The 18948-nt window shown below is 68.0% G+C and carries 17 protein-coding genes; 6 read left to right on the top strand and 11 right to left on the bottom strand.

Features of this window, described 5'->3' with window-relative positions:
* Positions 1-61 precede the first annotated feature (61 nt).
* The 7 genes from cheB to V6W80_RS14245 form a co-directional block, all read right to left on the bottom strand.
* Complete coding sequence (cheB, locus tag V6W80_RS14275; protein ID WP_338544601.1) at positions 62-1099, bottom strand: chemotaxis-specific protein-glutamate methyltransferase CheB; 1038 nt, start codon at positions 1097-1099, stop codon at positions 62-64.
* Positions 1096-3276 (bottom strand): hybrid sensor histidine kinase/response regulator, encoded by a 2181-nt coding sequence (locus V6W80_RS14270; RefSeq protein WP_338544600.1) that lies wholly within the window; start codon positions 3274-3276, stop codon positions 1096-1098. The genes cheB and V6W80_RS14270 overlap by 4 nt, the downstream gene beginning before the upstream one ends.
* Entirely contained in the window at positions 3273-3800 is a 528-nt protein-coding gene (locus tag V6W80_RS14265; protein WP_338544599.1) for a chemotaxis protein CheW, read from the bottom strand. Before V6W80_RS14265 ends, V6W80_RS14270 begins: the two co-directional genes overlap by 4 nt.
* Positions 3797-5044 carry a protein-glutamate O-methyltransferase CheR gene (locus V6W80_RS14260; protein ID WP_338544598.1) on the bottom strand — a complete coding sequence of 416 codons (1248 nt, stop codon included), beginning with the start codon at positions 5042-5044 and terminating at the stop codon, positions 3797-3799. Before V6W80_RS14260 ends, V6W80_RS14265 begins: the two co-directional genes overlap by 4 nt.
* Entirely contained in the window at positions 5041-5496 is a 456-nt protein-coding gene (locus V6W80_RS14255; RefSeq protein WP_017642247.1) for a chemotaxis protein CheW, read from the bottom strand. The genes V6W80_RS14260 and V6W80_RS14255 overlap by 4 nt, the downstream gene beginning before the upstream one ends.
* A gap of 2 nt (positions 5497-5498) precedes the next feature.
* Positions 5499-7304, bottom strand: a complete 1806-nt coding sequence (locus V6W80_RS14250; protein WP_017642248.1) for a methyl-accepting chemotaxis protein — start codon at positions 7302-7304, stop codon at positions 5499-5501.
* Positions 7305-7508: 204 nt separating this feature from the next.
* Complete coding sequence (locus V6W80_RS14245) at positions 7509-7709, bottom strand: general stress protein (protein ID WP_017642249.1); 201 nt, start codon at positions 7707-7709, stop codon at positions 7509-7511.
* Between the two features lie 644 nt (positions 7710-8353).
* Here V6W80_RS14245 and V6W80_RS14240 point away from each other — a divergent pair.
* From V6W80_RS14240 to cysE, 3 genes are read left to right on the top strand one after another with little or no spacing between them, the layout of a single operon-like run.
* Entirely contained in the window at positions 8354-8896 is a 543-nt protein-coding gene (locus tag V6W80_RS14240; RefSeq protein ID WP_017642250.1) for a helix-turn-helix domain-containing protein, read from the top strand.
* Between the two features lie 9 nt (positions 8897-8905).
* Positions 8906-9472 (top strand): GNAT family N-acetyltransferase, encoded by a 567-nt coding sequence (locus tag V6W80_RS14235; RefSeq protein ID WP_338544597.1) that lies wholly within the window; start codon positions 8906-8908, stop codon positions 9470-9472.
* 15 nt (positions 9473-9487) lie between these two features.
* Entirely contained in the window at positions 9488-10276 is a 789-nt protein-coding gene (gene cysE / locus V6W80_RS14230; RefSeq protein WP_338544596.1) for a serine O-acetyltransferase, read from the top strand.
* Here cysE and V6W80_RS14225 read toward each other — a convergent pair.
* Positions 10258-10998 (bottom strand): NUDIX hydrolase, encoded by a 741-nt coding sequence (locus V6W80_RS14225; RefSeq protein ID WP_338544595.1) that lies wholly within the window; start codon positions 10996-10998, stop codon positions 10258-10260. The two genes, cysE and V6W80_RS14225, sit on opposite strands and share 19 nt — an antisense overlap.
* Before the next feature lie 5 nt (positions 10999-11003).
* Positions 11004-13535 (bottom strand): mechanosensitive ion channel domain-containing protein, encoded by a 2532-nt coding sequence (locus tag V6W80_RS14220; protein ID WP_338544594.1) that lies wholly within the window; start codon positions 13533-13535, stop codon positions 11004-11006.
* A gap of 472 nt (positions 13536-14007) precedes the next feature.
* Between V6W80_RS14220 and V6W80_RS14215 the strand changes: the two genes are divergently transcribed.
* Genes V6W80_RS14215 through V6W80_RS14205 form a run of 3 tightly spaced genes read left to right on the top strand, consistent with a single transcriptional unit; the run spans position 14008 to position 16851 of the window.
* Positions 14008-15093, top strand: a complete 1086-nt coding sequence (locus V6W80_RS14215; RefSeq protein ID WP_338544593.1) for an ABC transporter substrate-binding protein — start codon at positions 14008-14010, stop codon at positions 15091-15093.
* Positions 15074-16066, top strand: a complete 993-nt coding sequence (locus V6W80_RS14210; RefSeq protein ID WP_064308952.1) for an ABC transporter permease — start codon at positions 15074-15076, stop codon at positions 16064-16066. Before V6W80_RS14215 ends, V6W80_RS14210 begins: the two co-directional genes overlap by 20 nt.
* Positions 16060-16851 carry an ABC transporter ATP-binding protein gene (locus tag V6W80_RS14205; RefSeq protein WP_338544592.1) on the top strand — a complete coding sequence of 264 codons (792 nt, stop codon included), beginning with the start codon at positions 16060-16062 and terminating at the stop codon, positions 16849-16851. The genes V6W80_RS14210 and V6W80_RS14205 overlap by 7 nt, the downstream gene beginning before the upstream one ends.
* A gap of 34 nt (positions 16852-16885) precedes the next feature.
* On the opposite strand, the gene V6W80_RS14200 is transcribed toward V6W80_RS14205, so the two are convergent.
* On the bottom strand, positions 16886-17920 hold the full coding sequence (locus V6W80_RS14200; protein ID WP_338544591.1) for an AraC family transcriptional regulator: 1035 nt from the start codon (positions 17918-17920) through the stop codon (positions 16886-16888).
* On the bottom strand, positions 17917-18939 hold the full coding sequence (locus V6W80_RS14195) for a carbon-nitrogen hydrolase family protein (RefSeq protein ID WP_338544590.1): 1023 nt from the start codon (positions 18937-18939) through the stop codon (positions 17917-17919). Before V6W80_RS14195 ends, V6W80_RS14200 begins: the two co-directional genes overlap by 4 nt.
* Between the last annotated feature and the right edge of the window lie 9 nt (positions 18940-18948).

The raw sequence follows: 18948 nt of genomic DNA, 5'->3' as shown, positions 1-18948 counted from the left end.
CCGCGTCTCACCTTGGCCAATCCCTGCCACTGCGCCGTCCAACGCTCCTGTTGGCGACCGGTCATGTCATGCTACGCGAGCTGTTGCCGAAGCGCCGTTGCAGCCAGGCACCGATCTGCGTGGGGCTGAGAACACGTTCCGCGGCGCCCATTCTAACCGCAGCAGCGGGCATGCCGTATACGGCACAACTGGCCTCGTCCTGGGCCAGGGTGGGGCAACCGCTCTGGCGCAGGGCGTAGAGGCCACTGGCGCCGTCCCGTCCCATGCCGGTCAGCAGGATGCCCAGCGCCTTGCCGACCCGGCGCGGGTGGCTGGCGAGGTTGGCGAAGAACACGTCCACCGAGGGACGATAGGGATAATCGGCCGGCTCGACGGTATAGGCGAAGCGGCCACGTGCATCCAGCAGCAGGTGATCGTCGCCCAGGGCCACCGAGACCTGACCGGGCTGCGGCAGGGCGCCGGGCATGGCCGCCGTGACCGGCCAGGCGATCTGGGTCCCGAGCCAGCCGATGAAACTAGGGGCGAAACGCCGATCGATGTGCTGCACCAGCACCACGCTCGCCTCGGGGGTCGGCGTCCAGGTTTCGAACAGACTCACCAGGGCCGCCGGCCCACCGGTGGAGGCGCCGATGGCGACCAGGGTGTCCGGCGTCGCTTGAGCGTCCTCGGTCGGTGCGGTGGCACTGACCAGCTGCGGGCGGGCGGCGCGTTCCGGCAGGCGCACCAGGGGCTCGATGCGGGCGATCTTGCGCAGCAGGGCACCGCCATCGGCACCGCCGCTGAGTGCCGGGGTGGCGGTCACGTCCAGGGCACCGGCGCCCATGGCCCGAAACACCCCCTCGCAATCGTCGGGGGTGGCGGTGACCATGAGGATGGCGCAGGGCGACTGCGCCATGATCCGGCGCGTCGCCTCGATGCCGTCCAGCCGCGGCATCTGCAGGTCCATGAGAATCAGGTCGGGGCGGTCCTCGGCGCAACGGGCCACCGCTTCCTCGCCGTCGTGGGCGATCCAGGCGACCGTATGGCGCCCATCGCTGGCCAGCAGGCGGCGCAGGGCTTCGGTGGCCAGTAGCAGATCGTTGACGATGGCGATTCTCATGGCGCTCCGATGAGGTCCTGTACGGCGGTGATGAGGGCATCGTCGTGGAAGCTGCCCTTGGTTAGATAGTAGTCGGCGCCGGCCTGCATGCCCTTGAGGCGGTCTTCGGGGCGATCCTTGTAGGACACGATCATCACCGGCAGGGCATGCAGACGCGGATCGCGGCGCACCAGTTCCACCAGTTCGATGCCATTCATGCGCGGCATGTCGATGTCCGACAGCAGCATGTCGAATTCGCCGCCGCGCACCGCGTTCCAGCCGTCCATGCCATCCACCGCGACCTCCACCTGATAGCCCTGGCCTTCCAGGAGCTTGCGCTCCATTTCGCGCACGGTGAGGGAGTCGTCCACCACCAGGATGCGCTTGACCCGTCGGGTGGCGACGGCGGCACCGCCCTGCACCTGACGCAGCTGCCCCTCGCCGAGCAGGCGCTCGATACCGGTGAGCAGATCGGCGACGTCCAGCAGCAGCACCGGGCTGCCGTCGTCGAGCAGGGCCCCGGCGGTGACCGAACGTAGCTTGCCGAAGATCTCGTCCAGCGGCTTGAGCGCCAGGCCCTGCTCGCCGCGCAGGCGATCCACCACCAGCCCATAGCGGCGCGCCCCGCTGCCGATCACCAGCACCGCCAGGTCGCCGCTGGGCGGCGCGCCTTCCAGCTCCAGCAACTGATGGGCGGCGACCAGGCCCAGGCGATCCTCGCCGAGCAGGAAGAAGGCCTTGCCCTCCAGCGCGTGGACCTCGGCGGGATCCAGGCGCAGTACCCGTTCGATGCGGTTGACCGGCAGGGCATAGGCCTCGCCGGCGATGTCGACGATCAGGGCGCGGACGATGGAGCGACTGACCGGTACCAGCAGGTGGGTAGTGAAGCCCAGGCCAGGGCGGGTTTCCAGGCGGACTTCGCCATCCAGGGCGCGGATGGCATCGGCCACCACGTCCAGGCCCACCCCACGACCGGACAACTCGGTCACCGTCTCCTTGAGACTGAAGCCGGGCAGCAGCAGGAATTCCAGCAACTCGGCCGCGCTCAGTTCGGCGGCCACCGGCGGCGGACTCAGGCGGCGGGCGATGACCGCGGCGCGGATGCGTTCCAGGTCCAGGCCGCGGCCGTCGTCGTGCAGGCTGACCTGCAGGCGCCCGGCGACATGCCGGGCTTCGAGGCGGATCTGGCCGCACTCGGGCTTGCCCAGGGCGCGGCGTTCGGCCGGGGTTTCCAGGCCATGGTCCACGGCGTTGCGCAGCAGGTGATTGAGCGGACTTTCCAGCCGCGCCAGCACCTCGCGGTCGATCAGGGTGTCGGCGCCTTCGACCTGCAGCACGGCCTCCTTGTCCAGCCCCCTGGCCAGGTCACGCACCAGCCGTGGAAAGCCCTGGACGGCATCGCGCAGTGGCCGCATGCGCACCCCGAGCACCTCGTCCAGCAGCCCCTGGCAGACGCCGAGCAGGCGCCGTTCGTAGGCTTCCAGCGCCTGGAGCTGCTGCTGGTAGCGATCGAGCAGGCCTTCCTGGCGCTGGCGCACGTCGCTGCTGACCGCCTTGGCCTGACCGAACAGCCCCTGCAATTCCGCGCGATAGCCCTGGAAGCCCTGAACCAGGCCGTGCAGACCGAGGCCCATCACCCGGGCCTCGCTGGTGAGGGCGAGAATCTGATTGAAGCGGCCGCTGTCCACCCGTAGCGGATCACGACTGCGCTCGGCTTCGGGGGCCGGGTCTTCCGCCACGGCGGACGCCAGCTCCCGGGCTGGCGCCGGCGCCATCGGGGCAGGGGCAGCGGCGCCAGCGCTCAGCGCCTGTGCCAGCGCCCGCTGGGCATCCCGCTGTTCGCTCTGCCAGCGCTGGCTGGCGGCTTCGTCCAGGCGGCTGACCTCACCGAGGACGTCGACGCAGCGAAACAGCTGATCGATGTCCGCCGGACCGAGCTGGCGGCGACCGGCCTGGACGGCGACCAGGCAATCCTCCATGGCGTGGGCCAGCTCGACCAGGCCGTCGAGGTCGACGATGCGTGCCGCGCCCTTGATGGAATGGGCCGCCCGCATCATCGGTTCGATCACCCCGGTGTCGTGGGGATCGCGCTCCAGGCGCAACAAGCCGCTGTCCAGCGCCTGCAGATGGCTCTGCACCTCGCTGGCGAAAAGATCGTAGAGGGACATCTCGCGCACATCGCGCGGTGGCTGACTCATCGCAGCGCCTCTTCCAGGGCCCGCTCCAGGCGCGGCAGATCGAGCAACCCGACCTGATGCGCGCCTTCGCGATAGACGCCACTCAGGTAGCTGAGCAACTCGCCGCCCAGGGTCGCGGGCGGCGGTTGCACCTCGCTGGGGGCATAGCGCTGCAGTCCTAGCACCTCGTCCACCTGCACGGCCCAGTCACGGCGACCGATATGCAGTAGCAGCAATCGCGGAAAACCGCCGGTCTGCTCGCCCGGGGCCACCGCCAGCAGCAGCTGCAGAGCGATGCAGGGCTGCAACTGACCCCGTACCGGGACGATACCGCGCAGCAGCGGCGAACGCCGGTGGGGCACCCGATGGACGGCGGTGGGTTCGGTGGCCGTGACCAGGCAGCCGCCGGGCAAGCCCAGCCATTCCGCGCCGAGGCGAAAGACCAGCGAACTGGCCGACTGCACCTGGCGATCGTCCAGGGGTTCGGCATAGCGCTCGGCCCAGTCGGCACGCTCCAGGGCGCTGAGTTCGCGGTTCAGGCTCATGCGTCGTCACCGGCACGGGTCTGGATGCGCGCGGCGCGGTCGCGCAGGCGTCCGGCTTCGTCGAGTCGGCCGGCTCTTTCGCAGATCAGCGCCAGGCGGCACAGGGCCGGATAGTGCTCCGGCTCCAGATAGAGCGCCTGGCGTAGCGCCCGCTCGGCCTCGGCGGCGCGGGCATCGGGCAGGATGAGCGCCAGCAGGAAATGGGCACCGGCCTGGCTGCGATCCGTATCGAGCAGGGTGCGCAACAGTGTCTCGGCTTCGGCGCCTCGTCCGGCATCGGCCAGCCGCTGGGCTTCTTCCAGAGGCGGGCAGGCGGCCGGGATGGGCGCGGTCGGTAGCGGTGCGGGAGCACTTCTGGCGCGCAGGCGGGTGGGGAGCGTCGTCGCCGGGGGCGGCGGGCGCACCGCGGCCTTGCGCCGGGGCGCCGCAGGCGGTGGCGGCCGTAGCGGATCGGCGGTGTTCGCCTGGCGCTTGATCAACGCCGAGGCGTGCGCGACGCCCAGGCTGGCGAAACCATGGCGCATGGCGCTGACCATCTCCGAGCTGCCGACGCAGAGCAGGCCGTCGTCGTGCATGAGCGCGGCCAGGTGGCTGAGGGCTCGGCCCTGGGTCTGGTCGTCGAAATAGATCAGCAGGTTGCGGCAGAGCACCACGTCGAAGGGGGCGCCGTCGCGCAGGCTGCCCAGCTGCAGGATGTTGCCCTGACGAAAGCGCACCTGGTTGCGCACCCGTTCGGTCAGACGCTGGCGATCGCCTTCGGGCTGGAAATAGCGCTCGCGAAAGGCCAGGTCGCGAGCGCGAAAGGAGTTGCGCCCATAGAGGCCGCGGCGGGCGCGCTCCAGGGACGGCTCGTTGATGTCCACCGCGGTGACCTGGAACGCCTGGGCCGGCAGGCCGGTATCGAACAGCGCCATGGCCAGGGTGTAGGGTTCTTCACCGGTGGAGCAGGGCAGGCTGAGCAGGCGTACCGGCGCGCCGCTGCGGGCATGGCGCTCCTGGGCGAAGCGCGCGGCATGGGCGATGGCCTGGGGGTCGCGAAAGAACCAGGTCTCGGGAATGACCAGCAGGTCCAGCAGATCGGCGAATTCGCTTTCGTCGTCGAGGATGCGCGCCATATAGACCTCGGCATCGCTCTCCTGGCGCTCGCGTAGGCGCTGGCGAATGGCGCGGCCGAGCATGTCGTCGGCGATGGCCAGGCCGGTGCGCGCCCGCACCAGGGGCGCCAGCCGGGGATCGAGCTTCACGCGGCCTCCTGGAACAGCAGGGCGGCCAGGGCAGGTGACAGCAAACGATCCTGATCGAGCCACAGCCAGAGGCCTTCTGGCGTCTCCAGCACCTCGCCGAGCCAGGGATAGTCAGGCAGCCGGATGCCCGCGGGGCGAGGCGTGGCGGCGCTGATCCGCCGCACGCCGGCGACGCCTTCCACCACCAGGCCGAGCGGGCGACGGGTGCCATCGGGCAGGGCATGGTCGACCAGCAGGATGCGGGTGTCCTGGCGCGCTTGGGCGGCCGGTCCGCCGCTCATGGCGGTGATGTCCACCACCGGGATGGCCGCGCCGTGCAGATTCATCAGCCCGGCCACTCCGGGTGGCGCGGCGGGAAACCGTGTCAGCTGCAGAAAGGGCAGCACCTGGCGGATCGCCGTCGTGGGCAGGGCCGCGGCAGCGTCGGCCAACTGGAAGACCAGGATCTGCATGGTCAACGGGTGACCGAGAAGGTGGCGACGCTGCTCTGCAGGTCCTGGGCCGCCTGCTGCAGATACTGCACCGCTTCGCTGGTGGCCTTGAGCGCCTCGGTGGTCTGCTGGGTGCTGTCGTTGAGCTGGGTGATGGTCTCGGCGATCTGGCCGGCGCCAACCGCCTGGGACTGCATGCCTTCCAGGACTATATCGAAGCGTGCCGGCAATTTCTGCACGTCCTCGATCACTCCGGCCAACTGATCGCTGACGCTGGCCACCTCCTGCACGCTGCGACGGATCTCTTCGGAGAACTTGTCCATGCCCATGACGCTGGCGGATACCGCGGAATTCATGTCCTTGAGCATCTGCTCGATGTCGTCGGTGGCGGCGGTGGTCTGGTCCGACAGCCGGCGGATCTCGGTGGCCACCACCGAGAAGCCGCGGCCCGCCTCGCCAGCCTTTTCCGCCTCGATGGCGGCGTTGAGCGACAACAGATTGGTCTGGTCGGCGACCTTGGTGATGGTGGTCAGCACCTTGTTGATATGACTGGACTTCTCCGACAGGGCGGCGAGCTTGGCATTGATCGAGTCGGTCGCCGCCACCATGCGCTGCATCGTGCTGTCCATGCTCGCCAGGTTGCTGCGCGCCTGCACCGCGCCCTGGGTGGTCTCGTCCGCCACCTGCACGGCTTCCTCCATGGTGCGCACCAGGGCATTGGCGTTGGCGGCGATTTCCCGGGTGGTGCTCAGCACTTCCACGCTGGTCTGTGCCTGTTCGATGCTGGTGGCTTCCTGCTGGCGCGACGAGGCGGCGATCTCGGTAGTGGAGGAGGTCACCTGGATGCCGGCGCGCTGCACCTTGGCGATCATCCCGCGCAGGTCTTCGATCATCTTGCCCAGGCCACGGGCCAGCTGGCCGATGGCGTCATCGCCGCTGACCGCGGTGCGTCCGGTGAGATCACCGGCGGCAGCCCGGTTGACCACGCTCAGCAGATCGTCGACATCGGCGCGCAGGCGCTGCATCAGGACCTGCTCGCGGGCATGGTCGTCCTGGATCTGTTGGGCCATCTGGTTGAAGGCCAGCCCCACCTGGGCGAGTTCGTCTCGGCCCTGCACGTCCACGCGGGCGCCGCTTTCGCCCGCGGAGATGCGCGCCACGGTAGCGGTCAGGCGGCGGATCGAGCGCAGCAGATGACGGGAGAGCAGCCAGGCGATGAGCGCGGCCAGCAGCACGCAGAGGGCACCGCCGGCAACCAGGGTCCAAGTCAGCTGGTTGCGTACCTCCTCGGTATGACCGGCGCGTTGCGCGGACAGGCGTCGCTCTTCATCGGCGATAGCCTGGATCTCCTGGCGCATCGCCGCGACCTGGCTGGTGAGGTTGTCGATCAGCGGCTCGTTGGCCAGTTGGACCGCGCTGAGATTACCCGTGGCACGCAGGCGCAGCAGCGGTTCGAAGGTGTTCTGTCGCCAGCTATCGAGCTCGGCGATCAGGCGCGCGAAGCGTTGTTGCTGACTGACATTGTCCTGGGTCAGTTGCTGGGGCACACGCAGGGCTGCGGCCAGCGACGGCAGGGCCTGGCGCGCGGTCTCCGCATCGGTGGCGGTCCCGGAATACCAGTAGGTACGCAACTTGGCGCGGGTTTCGAGCAGGTTGTTGTCCAGCGCCGTGACCGACAGCAGTACCTCGGCGGTGTGCCTGTCCCAGCGATTGGCGTCGACCAGGCTCTGCAAGGCGGCATAGGTCAGCCAGAGCAACAGGACCACCAGGGCGATGATGGCGGCGAAGCCGGCGAAGAGTTTGTTCTGGATGCGAATGTTGTTGAGCATGGGCACCGGTGCAGGCGGACGAGGGCGAAAGGAGTGAGCCCTAAGGGCCACTCGGGCTGTCCGATAACGGTAGCACGGCCATGCATTTATGTGAGTTGGGGCTCACTTGGGAAGGCGCAATAGGAGAGGGGTACTGGTCTGGCAGGGATACAGAGGCAGCCTTCTGGCGTGGAGGACAGGAGGCTGCCGGCAAAACGGTGGATTTCAGGTCGCGGCCGCTTCGCTCTCTGCTTCTGTGCGCCGGGTGCCATGACTGTTCTGGCCACCCTTGCGCCCGGCTTCGGAGGCACGAGCGGGATTGTTGGCGAAATTGCCACCACTGGCACGCCCACCCTTGCGTCCGGCCTCGGCGGCGCGGTCGCGATTATTGGCGAAGTTGCCTGGGTTGCTGCTCTTGTTAGCCATGAGGACTTCTCCCAATTACGGTTATTGATGAAGCGAACGCCGTACCCGCAAAGGCCAAGCGGCTCGACTATTAAGAGTAGGGTTTTGTAAGGGCGGTTCGAATGTGGTGATAGAGGGTGGTTTTATTCGACGGACTTCAAGTTGGATACAAGGTTGATGATGACCATGATCGTGCCAGAGCCCTTGGTAAAAAGGCTGTACAGGAGTTGTAAAAGAATCCGGAAGGTTCGCTAGCAGAATTTCTTACGCACAGCTGAAAAGAGTGAGATCTTTTGAAATATTTTGTCGCAGGGTGCGTCATCGCTGATTTTTTTGCTGCTGGAGGCTGAGACGATTTTTCTCGACGCTGGTTCTTTTGCACGGCCGAAATCATCGCTGGCAAGGCGCTTTTTTCTGAGCGGTAATTGTTACGGGTCGTTCTTTCAGTGATCTGCAAGAGCTCGGCAAAGGTGTCTTCCAGAGCCTTTTGTAAAGTTGGCAGACGATAATGTCTGTAGTCATCAATATTTAAAAGCTAATAATTTTTCCGATAAAGATTAAGGCGATAGTCAGGGCGAAAGTTAGAAGCAAGGGGCTCTCCCACTACGAGACGCTTGTGCTGTTTTCTCTTTTGTGAGAAAAAATCCCCAATATGGGAGGTGGTCATGCTCGATGAACGTTTGGCATCCAGGCTCAGGGCCCTGCGCCTGGAGCGCGGGCTGTCGCTGGACCAACTGGCGGCCCTCAGTGGGGTCAGTCGCGCCACGCTGTCGCGGCTGGAAAATGCCGAGGTCAGCCCGACCACGGCGGTTCTCGGGCAGCTCTGTTCGGCCTACGGCCTGACCCTGACGCGCCTGCTGCATAGCGTGGAAAGCGCCTATCCGGCCCAGGTCGAGCGCCAGGCGCAGCAGATCTGGGCCGATCCCGAGCAGGCTTTTACCCGCCGCTCGGTCTCGCCGCCCGCCCAGGCCCTGGCGGGTGAAGTCATCGAGAGCCAGCTGGGGCCGGGCGTGGACATCCGCTATCAGGCAGCGCCCCGGCCAGGCCTCGAACACCATCTGCTCCTGCTCGAAGGCGAGTTGCAGCTGTGGATCGAAGAGCAGCCCTATCGGCTGGGCGTCGGCGACTGCCTGCGCTATCGCCTCTGGGGTAGCAGTCGCTTCCTGAGCGGCCCGGCGGGCGCCCGTTATCTCCTGTTCATGATCTGAGGTACGTCCATGACTGCTTCCTTGCGTATCGAGCGGCTCGACGCCGCCGCCTTCACGAGCCACCTAGATGACTTCCAGCAATTGTTGGCTGCCTGTGTCGCGCGGGGTGCCAGTATCGGTTTCATCCTGCCGCTGGGTGACGCCGTGAATCGGCGCTTCTGGACCGAAGCCGTGGCCCCGGGCCTGGCCCAGGGCACCCGGCTGCTGTTCGCCGCGCTGCAGGGCGACCGGGTGGTCGGCAGCGTGCAACTGGTGCTGGAGACCCCAGCCAATCAGCCGCACCGCGCCGAGGTGGTCAAGTTGCTGGTGCATCCCGACTGCCGTCGCCAGGGGCTGGCGCGTCGGCTGATGCAGGCGGTGGAAGCGGCCGCCCAGGCACAGGGGCGGGAATTGCTGACCCTGGACACCCGCAGCGACGACCATGCCGAGCCGCTCTATCTGTCCCTGGGCTATCAGGTGGTCGGCCGGATTCCCGGCTATGCCCTGGATGCCCGCCAACCCGAACGTCGTGACAGCACCACCCTGATGTACAAGACGTTACCGGCCCCGCCCGCTAAGCTGGGCGCCCCTAGTTAAGGACCCTGTCCCGCCATGCCGCCTCGCTCCGCTCCCGAACTCTGGCAACTCCTGCGCGCCCAGGCCGAGGCCGGGCGCCGCGACGCCTCGGCCCTGGCCGAGGGGCTGACGCGAGCGCTGCTGCAGCCGGTCGATCTGACCGCCGCCCTGGTCCGGCGCTGCGCCGAGGCCCTGGCGGAGGATCCAGGGCAGGCCGAGGCACTCGGCGAACGCTTCGCTGCCCTGCACGCCGAGTGGCCGGCGCTGACCCTGGCGGCCTGCGCGGACCTGGAAGCGGTGCTGGCACGGGATCCGGCCTATGCCAGCCTGCTGGAGATCTTCCTGTTCTCCAAGGGCTTCCTGGCGCTGCAGACCCAGCGCCTGAGCCATGCCCTCTGGCGCAACGGCGAGCGCCTGCTGGCCCTGCACCTGCAGGCGCGCTGCAATCGCCTGCTGGCCATCGACATTCATCCGGCCGCGCGGCTGGGGCGCGGCATCATGCTCGACCACGGCACCGGCATCGTCATCGGCGAGACCGCGGTGGTGGAAGACGACGTCTCCATCCTGCAACAGGTGACCCTGGGCGGTACCGGCAAGGAGCAGGGCGATCGCCATCCTAAGGTGCGTCGCGGGGTGATGATCGGCGCCGGGGTCAAGATTCTCGGCAATCTGGAGATCGGCGAGGGCGCCAAGATCGGCGCCAACAGCGTGGTCCTGCACCCGGTGGCGCCCCACACCACGGTGGTGGGCATTCCCGCCCGCCCGGTGGGCCGTCCGCGCGACGCCCATCCGGCCGAGAGCATGGATCAATCCTTCGACGGCTGAGCGAGAAAGACTTCGGCCTTGGGATAGCGCTCGCTGTTCAAGGCGCTGGATGCCAGCCCCTCGGCATGGGCCAGGCTGCGCACCAGCTCGCGATTGAAGGCGCTGTTGCCCGGGTCCGCCAGGTAGTCGGGCAGCGCCAGCCAGCGGGCATCCTCGATCTCGTCCGGATCCTGGATGGCGATCTCCGCACTCAGGGGGTCGAGGCGGCAGACCACATAGAGATTGGACTTGCCGAAGCGATAGGGGTGGGTGGTCACCAGCCCGACCACGCCGCGCAAGGCGCTGCGGATACCGGTTTCCTCCCAGACCTCGCGGATCACCGCAGGACCCAGGTCCTCCCCCAGCTCGACATGGCCGCCCGGCAGCTTGTAGCCCTGGCTGCCGCGTTCGCGGATCACCAGAAGTTCGCCATGGCTGTTCAGCACCAGGCCGCCGACACCCAGGCTGTGGGTCGGGACGAAGGGCGCGAAGGCGGTGGGCGTACCGCGCCAGACTAGTGTGAGTTCCTGTTCCAGGCAGTTGTGAAAGACGAAACCGGCGCGGGTGGCCACCCCGACCAGCTCGCCAAGGGCCAGCGGCAGGGTCAGCCAGATCAGATTGCGTCCGTCGCGCCGGGCGCTGTCGAGCAACTCGGCCAGCGCCGGGGCGAAGGCCTCGCGGGTGGCGGGCAGCGAGGCGGCATCGATGATCAGGCCGTTGAAGGCGTCTTGGCGATACTGCACGGGGTTCACTCCGCAGGCCGTGGCTGGATGGGCGAGGAGGGCACGATACCGGCTTCGCTAGGCAGCAGCAGACTGGCGCGCGGATTGGCGATCTCGATGCCGCGCTCGCGGAAGCGTTCGAGGATACGTCGGTTGAGTTCGCGCTGCACGCCCCAGCGGCCCTTGTCTAGGCATCTCATCTGCCCGGCGATGGTCACCATGGCGCCGTCGACGGCATCTACGCCCCAGATCTCCAGATCGGCGAGGATCAGGTCCTTGAAGGCCTCGTCGGCACGCATGCCTGCGCCGATGTCCTTGAGTTCGGCGATGACGCGCTCGATGTCTTCGCCGTAGCCCACGCTGATGCGCAGGGCGGCATTGCCCAGCCCGCGGTTGATGTTGTTGACCGCCGACACCGAGCTGAAGGGCACGATGTGCAGCGAGCCATCGCCGGCGCGCAGGCGCACGGTGCGGATCGACAGGTATTCCACGGTGCCCGAGACCCCGGCCACGGTGACCCAGTCGCCTACCTGCATGGCGTTTTCCAGCAGCAGGAAGATACCGGTGATGAAGTCCTGCACCAGCTTCTGCGAGCCGAAGCCGAGGGCCACCCCGATGATGCTGGCGCTGGCCAGGAGCGGCGTGGTGTTAATGCCCAGTTCGCTCAGGGCGGTCAGGCCGACGATCAGCGCGACCAGGATGAACAGCCCGGTGCGCAGCATGGGCAACAGGGTGCGCAAGCGAGCGGCCCGCACCGTGTCGCCGCGTTCGTTCCAGCTGCTCAGCCGACGATTTACCGTGGTGTTGGCGCCTTCCCAGACCACTACGGCGATGACGGCGGCGATGAGGATGGTGAGAAAGGCGGACAGCAGGCTGCGCCCGATGCTGCCCGTGCCGAACCAGTCCAGCACGCTCCAGCCCCAGGACTGGAACAGCGCCAGGACGGTGATCAGGGTGACGATCACCCCCACCAGCCAGCGCGCCAGCGGATAGTAGCGCTGCAGGTGCAGCTCGGTGCCGCTGGCGCCTTCGGTGGTGGCCGGCTGGAACAGCCGACCCAGCAAGCCGAGCAGGAACACCGCCGCCAGGCGTCCGAGGATGACGATACCGGCGGAGAGGGCGACGAAATTCATCAGCCGCGGCAGCCCGTTCTCGATGTCCAGCGCCCACATGGTCCAGCCACCCATGACGAACACGGCGGCGAATACGGCCCAGACCTGACCCAGCCAGGCGCGCAGCACGGTCAGGGCACCATTGCCGTCCTGGCGCCCGGCGATCCGCGCGGCCACCGGTCGACGCATGTGGAAGATCAGCCCTACCACCAGCAGATGGGCCAGCAGCGAGACCAGCTTGACGATGGCTTCACGGCCCTCTTCGTTGGCCCCCAGGATGTCCGCGGCCTGGGCCAGCGCCAGGCCGAAGGTGACCAGGGCAACGAAGGCGTGCAGCCAGCGCAACAGGGTGCAGGCGAGGGCCGTCTTGACCTTGAGCAGGCGGATGCCGTGGGCGGCAGGATCGATCAGCAGGCGGATGACGATCAGCGCCAGGCGGGTGGTGAGATAGGCCCCGAGGAAGCCACCGACCAGCTCGCGCTGATTGGCATCCGACCCCACCAGATAGTGGATCAGCAGCGCCGCCGTGGCCCAGAAGGCCAGCAGTGGCAGCACTTCCAGCAACAGCAGTCCCAGGGCGAAGGGCAGGTGCCGCAGGGTGGTCCAGTGCTCCTCGGCGCTGGGTCGGGCGCGGTTGGCGGGTGTGGGATCGGTGGCGGCGGACTCGGTCGCCGGCGCGGCTGGTGCGGGCGCCGCGCTGTCGGACGGGGCGATGGGCACCTCTTCGAGCCGATCCACCCCATCGATCTGGGTCTTGACCAGCGCCACAGCAGGTTCCGTGGGGCGGGTAGCCGTGTCTTCGGTCGTGGTCGCCGAGGCTTCAGGCGGAGGCTGCTGGGCCGCCGTCTGCTGGGCTTGGCGCCGGGCGCGACTGTCGGCGAGATCGGCATGGCGCTGCAGTCGTTGCCGCGGGCGCCGGAGCGCCCGATGGATCAGCCACTCGCCCACCAGGCCGGCGGCAAAGAGGGTGGCCAGGGTCAGCAGGGCTTGCAACAGGGCATGGCGACCCGCTGCGGAGGTGAAGCTAGCGCGCGACCAGTCCGGCAGGGTACGCACGGCCCGCTGTATCTGGTTCAGCTCGCTGCCCAGGTTGTCCGCCCAGCGCCCGACGCGACTGAGGGTCTGGGCGATCAGGCCATTGGCCTCCAGCGGTACCAGCGCCTTTTCTTCGCCTGCCGCCGGGGGGGTGGCCGCACTGGGCGCGGTGGCGGCCGCGGGCGCCGTAGGGGCCGGCGCCGCCTGCGTCCCGGTAGTGCTCGTCGGCTGGCTGGCGATGGCCTGCAAGGTCAGGATCAGCTCCTGGCGGCGTTGCGGATCCTGCAGCAGGGCGGCGACCTGGCGCGCCTGCTGGGGGTCGAGGCCGGCCGCTGCCTGGGCAGGGGGTTCGGCGGCGCGCAGGGGCAATGCCAGGCACAACAGCAACAGGGCGAGCAAGGCTTTGAACATGGTTAAGACCTGAGCAGTACCGGAAGACGAGTCTGGCCTCATAGACTCGTCAGGCAGCGCGATGACTCCCTGGCGAATGACGACGCCAAGAAATGGCCTGTCCTGCATTCAATCGGTCTTAAATGTAAATTTTGCATATTAGATTAGTTCTAAATTGAATTTTACCAATGATCCGCCGGTGTTTTACCGTCGCGCTATTGGATCGCCGCGGCGTATCTGACGTCGGTTCCCGGTCAGGCTCAGCGTCCGCAGCAGGGGGAGCGAGCGGGCGCCTGGTACCTGACTCGGAATCGGCTCGATCGCGCTGGTCCGGCCTTAGCGCTAATGCGCGCCCCACGTGGATTCACTCCTCTCGGGCATGACGGGAGACGGCTCGCCGCGGCCGTCGCAAGTCGGTTCATCCGTTCTTTACATCTTCATCGGCACGCCACCCGACGCTGTGGAGCCTGCCCGGATACGTTCAGGAGGCTTCATGACCATCCATACCTTCAATCGCCGCCGCCTGCTCGGCATGGCGGGTGCCGCTACCGCTGCAGCGCTGGTCGGCCGGCTGGGCTTCGCTGCCGAGGCGGGCGATGTCCATGCAGGGCATGCCGGCCATGGGGTGGCCCCTGCGGCCAGTCCGGTGGATTTCCTGCAGGACACCGCGCGCTGGGCCTTGCCGGAGCCGCGCAAGGTGCGGCTGGCGGTCAATCTCAATGCCGTCTGCCTGGCACCGGTGACCGTCGCCGATACCCAGGGCATCTTCAAACAGCACAACCTGGACGTGGAGTTCGTCAACTTCGGCAACTCCACTGAAGTACTGCTGGAATCCATGGCCACCGGCAAGGCCGACGCCGCAGTGGGCATGGCGTTGCGCTGGCTCAAGGCGCTGGAGCAGGGCTTCGACGTCCAGCTCACTGGCGGCACCCACGGCGGTTGCCTGCGACTGCTGGCGCGGGAGGGCGGCCCCGGCGACCTGGCGGCGCTCAAGGGGGCCACCATCGGCGTCACCGACATGGCCGCGGCGGACAAGAACTTCTTCGCCCTGATGCTCAAACGCCATGGCGTCGACCCCAGCCGCGACATCACCTGGCGGGTGTATCCGGTGGACCTGCTCGGCCCGGCGCTGGACAAGGGCGAGATCCAGGCGGCCAGCGGCTCGGACCCCATGATGTACCGGGTCAAGCAGCGGCCTGGCATCGTCGAACTGTCCAACAACTTGGTGGAGGACTACGCCAACCTCAGCTGCTGCGTGATCGGGGTCAGCGGCACCCTGGCGCGCCAGGACAAGCCGGTGGCAGCGGCCATCTCCCATGCCATCCTGCAGGCCCACGCCTGGGCGGCGCAGCATCCCGAAGTGGTGGCCGAGCGCTTCCTGCCACTCACGGTGAACAGCTCCCACGAGGAGTTGCTGGCCATCCTGCGGGAACACACCCACGCTCACTACTCGGTGGGCGAGGCCTTCGTCAGGGAGATTGCCGTCTACGCCCGTGACCTCAAGCAGATCGAGGTGCTGCGGCCGCGGACCGACCCCCTCGCCTTCGCGGAGAGCATCCATGCCGACGTCTTCGCTTGAGCGCATCCACTCGGTCCCGGCGACCGCTCTCACCTGGCGGGGTGGTCTGCTCGCCGCGGCGGCCTGGCTGGCCCTGGCGGTGTTCCTGCCGTTCTATCCCGAGCACGGGCGGCCCTGGCCTTTCACCCGCGAACTGGCCGTAGCGGCCACGGTGGTCGCCGGACTCCTGGCCTTGCTGGCACTGCTGCCCGGGCGTAGCGAACGGCTGCTGGCGAGGCTGCGGCGTGCGGGGCCCTGGCTGATCGCGCTACCCCTGCTACTGGGGCTTTGGACCCTGGCGACCGCCAAGCTGCGGCTGCTGCCGGTCCCCTTCTTCGCCCCGCCCCAGGCACTGGTCGAGGTGTTCGTCGACGACTGGCCGCGGCTGGGCTTGAGTCTGGCGCACTCGTTGTGGCTGTTGCTCAACGGGGTCGCCGCCGGCGCCTTCTGCGGGTTTCTCGCTGGTCTCGCCATCGGTTGGTCCCAGCGCATCGGCTACTGGGTGCATCCGGTGCTGCGCCTGCTCGGTCCCATCCCGTCCACCGCGCTATTGCCAATCTGCTTCTTCTTCTTTCCCACCAGTTGGAGCGCGAGCGTCTTTCTTATCGCCCTGGCCACCTGGTTCCCGGTCACCGTACTGACCTGGTCCGGCGTCGCCAGTGTCGATCGCGCCTATTACGAGGTGGCACGGACCCTGGGCGCGAGCAATGCCTTCCTGATCCTGCGGGTCGCCATCCCGGCGGCCTTGCCACAGGTATTCGTCGGGCTGTTCATGGGACTGGGAGCCTCCTTCTCGGTGCTGGTGGTGGCCGAGATGATGGGGGTCAAGGCCGGTCTCGGCTGGTATCTGCAATGGGCCCAGGGCTGGGCAGCCTACGCCAACATGTATGCGGCACTGCTGGTGATGGCGCTGCTCTGTTCGGGGTTGATCACCCTGCTGTTCGCTATCCGCGACCGGGTGTTGGCCTGGCAGAAGGGGACGATGAAATGGTGAGTGCAGCAACTTCGATAGTCCCGGAAACCAAGGGGATGGTCATTGCGGTGCGCGGTCTGAGTCACGCCTTCGAGTTGGCGGATGGCCCGCTGCCCGTGCTGGACCGAGTGGATCTGCAACTGGCGGCCGGCGAGAGCCTGGGGTTGCTGGGCCCCTCGGGCTGTGGCAAGTCGACCCTGCTGCGGCTGGTGGCGGGCCTGGAGCCTGTGCAGAGTGGCAGTCTGCTGGCCGATGGCGCCGCCATTTCGGGGCCGCATCACTCCCGGGTCCTGATGTTCCAGGATCCCACCCTTTATCCCTGGCGCCGCGTCTGGGACAACGTCGCCCTCGGTCTGCAGGCGCGTGGCCTGCTCGCCACCCAGCGCGAACGGGTGGACGAGGCCCTGCGCCGGGTCGGGCTGCTGGAGTTTCGCAACGCCTATCCGCGACAGCTGTCCGGGGGCATGGCGCAGCGTGCGGCTCTGGCGCGGGCACTGGTCAACGAGCCAGGGCTGCTGCTGCTCGACGAGCCTCTGGGCAAGCTGGATTCCCTGACCCGCATCGCCATGCAGAGCGAGCTGATTCGTCTCTGGCAGCACCAGCGCTACAGCGCCTTGCTGGTCACCCATGACGTCGAAGAGGCCCTGCTGCTGTGCGACCGGGTACTGGTGTTCTCGGCGCGACCGGCTCGGGTGCTGGCCGAGATCGTCGTCGATCGCTCCTATCCCCGACGGCGCGATGATCCCCGGCTACTGGAATTGCGCCACCACGCCCTGGAGCTGCTTGGGCAGGGCAGCGACTGGTAGCGCCTGGGTCGCACGTGGCGGGGGACCGCGCAGGTCAGGCCAGGCGCGCGGTCCGTCGCCAGTCGCCGGGCGTCTGTTCGGTCCAGCGCTTGAAGGCGCGCTGGAAGGCCGCGGGAGAGGCGAAACCGAGCAGGTAGGCGATCTCGCCGAAACTGGCCTCGGTGTCGCGGATATAGGCGAGTGCCAGGTCGCGACGGGTCAGGTTGAGCAGGGTGCGGTACTGGGTACCTTCCTCGGCCAGCTTGCGCCTCAGCGTCCAAGGGGGCAGGCGCAGTCGACCGGCGATCTGCTCCAGGGTCGGCTCGCCATGGCGCAGCAGTGGCCCCATGACCTCGACCACCCGCTCGGTGAGGCCGCGGGTCCGGGTCAGGCGGCCGTGCTCGGCTTCGCTCAGGGCCAGCAGCTGGCGCCAGGTGGCCGGGCAGTGTTCGGGGCCGGGTAGGCTGAGGCTGGCGGCATCGAGCAGCAGGGCATTCTCGGCGGCGCCGAATTCCACCGGGCAACCGAAGGCGGCCGCGTAGGGTGCCGGATCCGCCGGCGCGGGGTATTCGATGAGCACGCGACGCGGTTGCAGCGCCTGCCCGGCCACCGTGCCCAGCAGCGCCAACCAGGCGCTGAGCACCACGTCCACCACGAAGCGGTTGTAGCCGTTGTAGGGGCTGATGCTATAGAAGTGCAGCCAGGCGTCGCGGCCCTGGGCCGCATAGCGCGACCGGCCCCGGTAGTTGCGGCCATAGAGCGGCTCCAGGGTCAGCAGCGTCTCGGCGGCATGCCGCACGTCCGGCGCCTGGCCCACGGTGATGCCGGCAAGGCCGAGCAAGGCCGGGCGCATCGCCTGGCCCATGGCCAGGCCCAGCGCCGGATCACCGGTCAACTCCAAGGCGGCATGGCCCAGGCGCATGTAGTGAGGGATCGACAGCCGTCCGCCGGGTTCGGCCAGCCGCGCCGCGGTCAGGCCGAAGCGGGCCAGCAGGGTGGCGGCATCGGTCCCCCGCTGGCTGACGGCAGCCGCCAACGCCAGCACGAAACCGGTGGAGAGATCGCCCAGGCGCAGCGCCGGCGCACTCATAGCCGCAGATTGATCAGCTTGCTGCCGGCCCGGGCGGGATCGGTGGCCGCTGCCGCATCCGGGGTAAAGGCCTGGCTGCCGCCAGCGGCCTGCCATTCCCAGAGACGGCCGCGCAGCTGCACTTCCAAGGCGGCGCGAATGCCGGCGGCGCGCAGGCGCTGCACATCGAAGGGCGCCGGTGCGGGGGTGGTGCCCGAGGCGAGGGCAGGGATCGCCAGCAGGTCCACCTGGGGATCGTCCAGCACGCCGACGCGACCGGTGTCGCTGCCCTGGATGACGCCCAGACGGCCCAGGGGCGTCTCCAGCCGCAGCAGGGGCGGACTGAGATCATCGCCGTGCGCCTGGGTCGTCAGCGGTCGCACCAGGGGCTGGCCCAGGGGCTTGCCGTCAGGACCAAAGACCAAGGTGACGTTGCGCAGCGGTCCGCTGCCCACCCGCAACTCGCCGTCGACCAGGGTCGGGCCGGGCAGAACGATGGAGCCGGCCACCAGGGTGACGCCGTACTGGCGGGCGAGTCCGGCGAAAAGCTGCTGATAGGCGCTGGCCATGTCCCAGGCCTTCATGCGCAACAGGCTGTCGGCCAGGCGCCGGTCGCCCTCGGTCTGGAACCAGGCGCGGGCCACGCGCAGCGGATTGCCCAGCAGCAGCCATTGGATGGCTTCTTCGCTGCGGGCCGCGGCATAGACCTCGGGCTTCTCGCCCATCAGCGCCAGGGGCGTTCCCAGGTGTTCGGGCAGCACCACGATGGTCTGGGTGCCGATCAGCCCCAGCCGGCGGGCGTTGGCCAGAGAGGCGTCGAGCTTGAGGCGCAGCCGCTCGGGATTGCCGTAGTCCAGGGCGATCAGCTCGGGCTCGATCCCCAATAGATTGCCGGTGGTGGCCGCGGCTGGCGTGGTGGTCAGGTCCACCGCCAGGCTGCTGCGTAGGTCCGACAGATAATGGAAGGCTGGCCGCTGGGCCACCCAGCCCGCCAGCACGGCGAACAAGGCGATCAGCACCAGGAACACGAGCTTGCGCATCGGCACTCC

It is taken from the genome of Pseudomonas benzopyrenica (genome assembly GCF_036884265.1).
GTDB classification, from domain to species: domain Bacteria; phylum Pseudomonadota; class Gammaproteobacteria; order Pseudomonadales; family Pseudomonadaceae; genus Chryseomonas; species Chryseomonas benzopyrenica.
The sequence above is the reverse complement of the archived record's forward strand: the minus strand, read 5'-3'. Positions and strand labels throughout refer to the sequence as shown.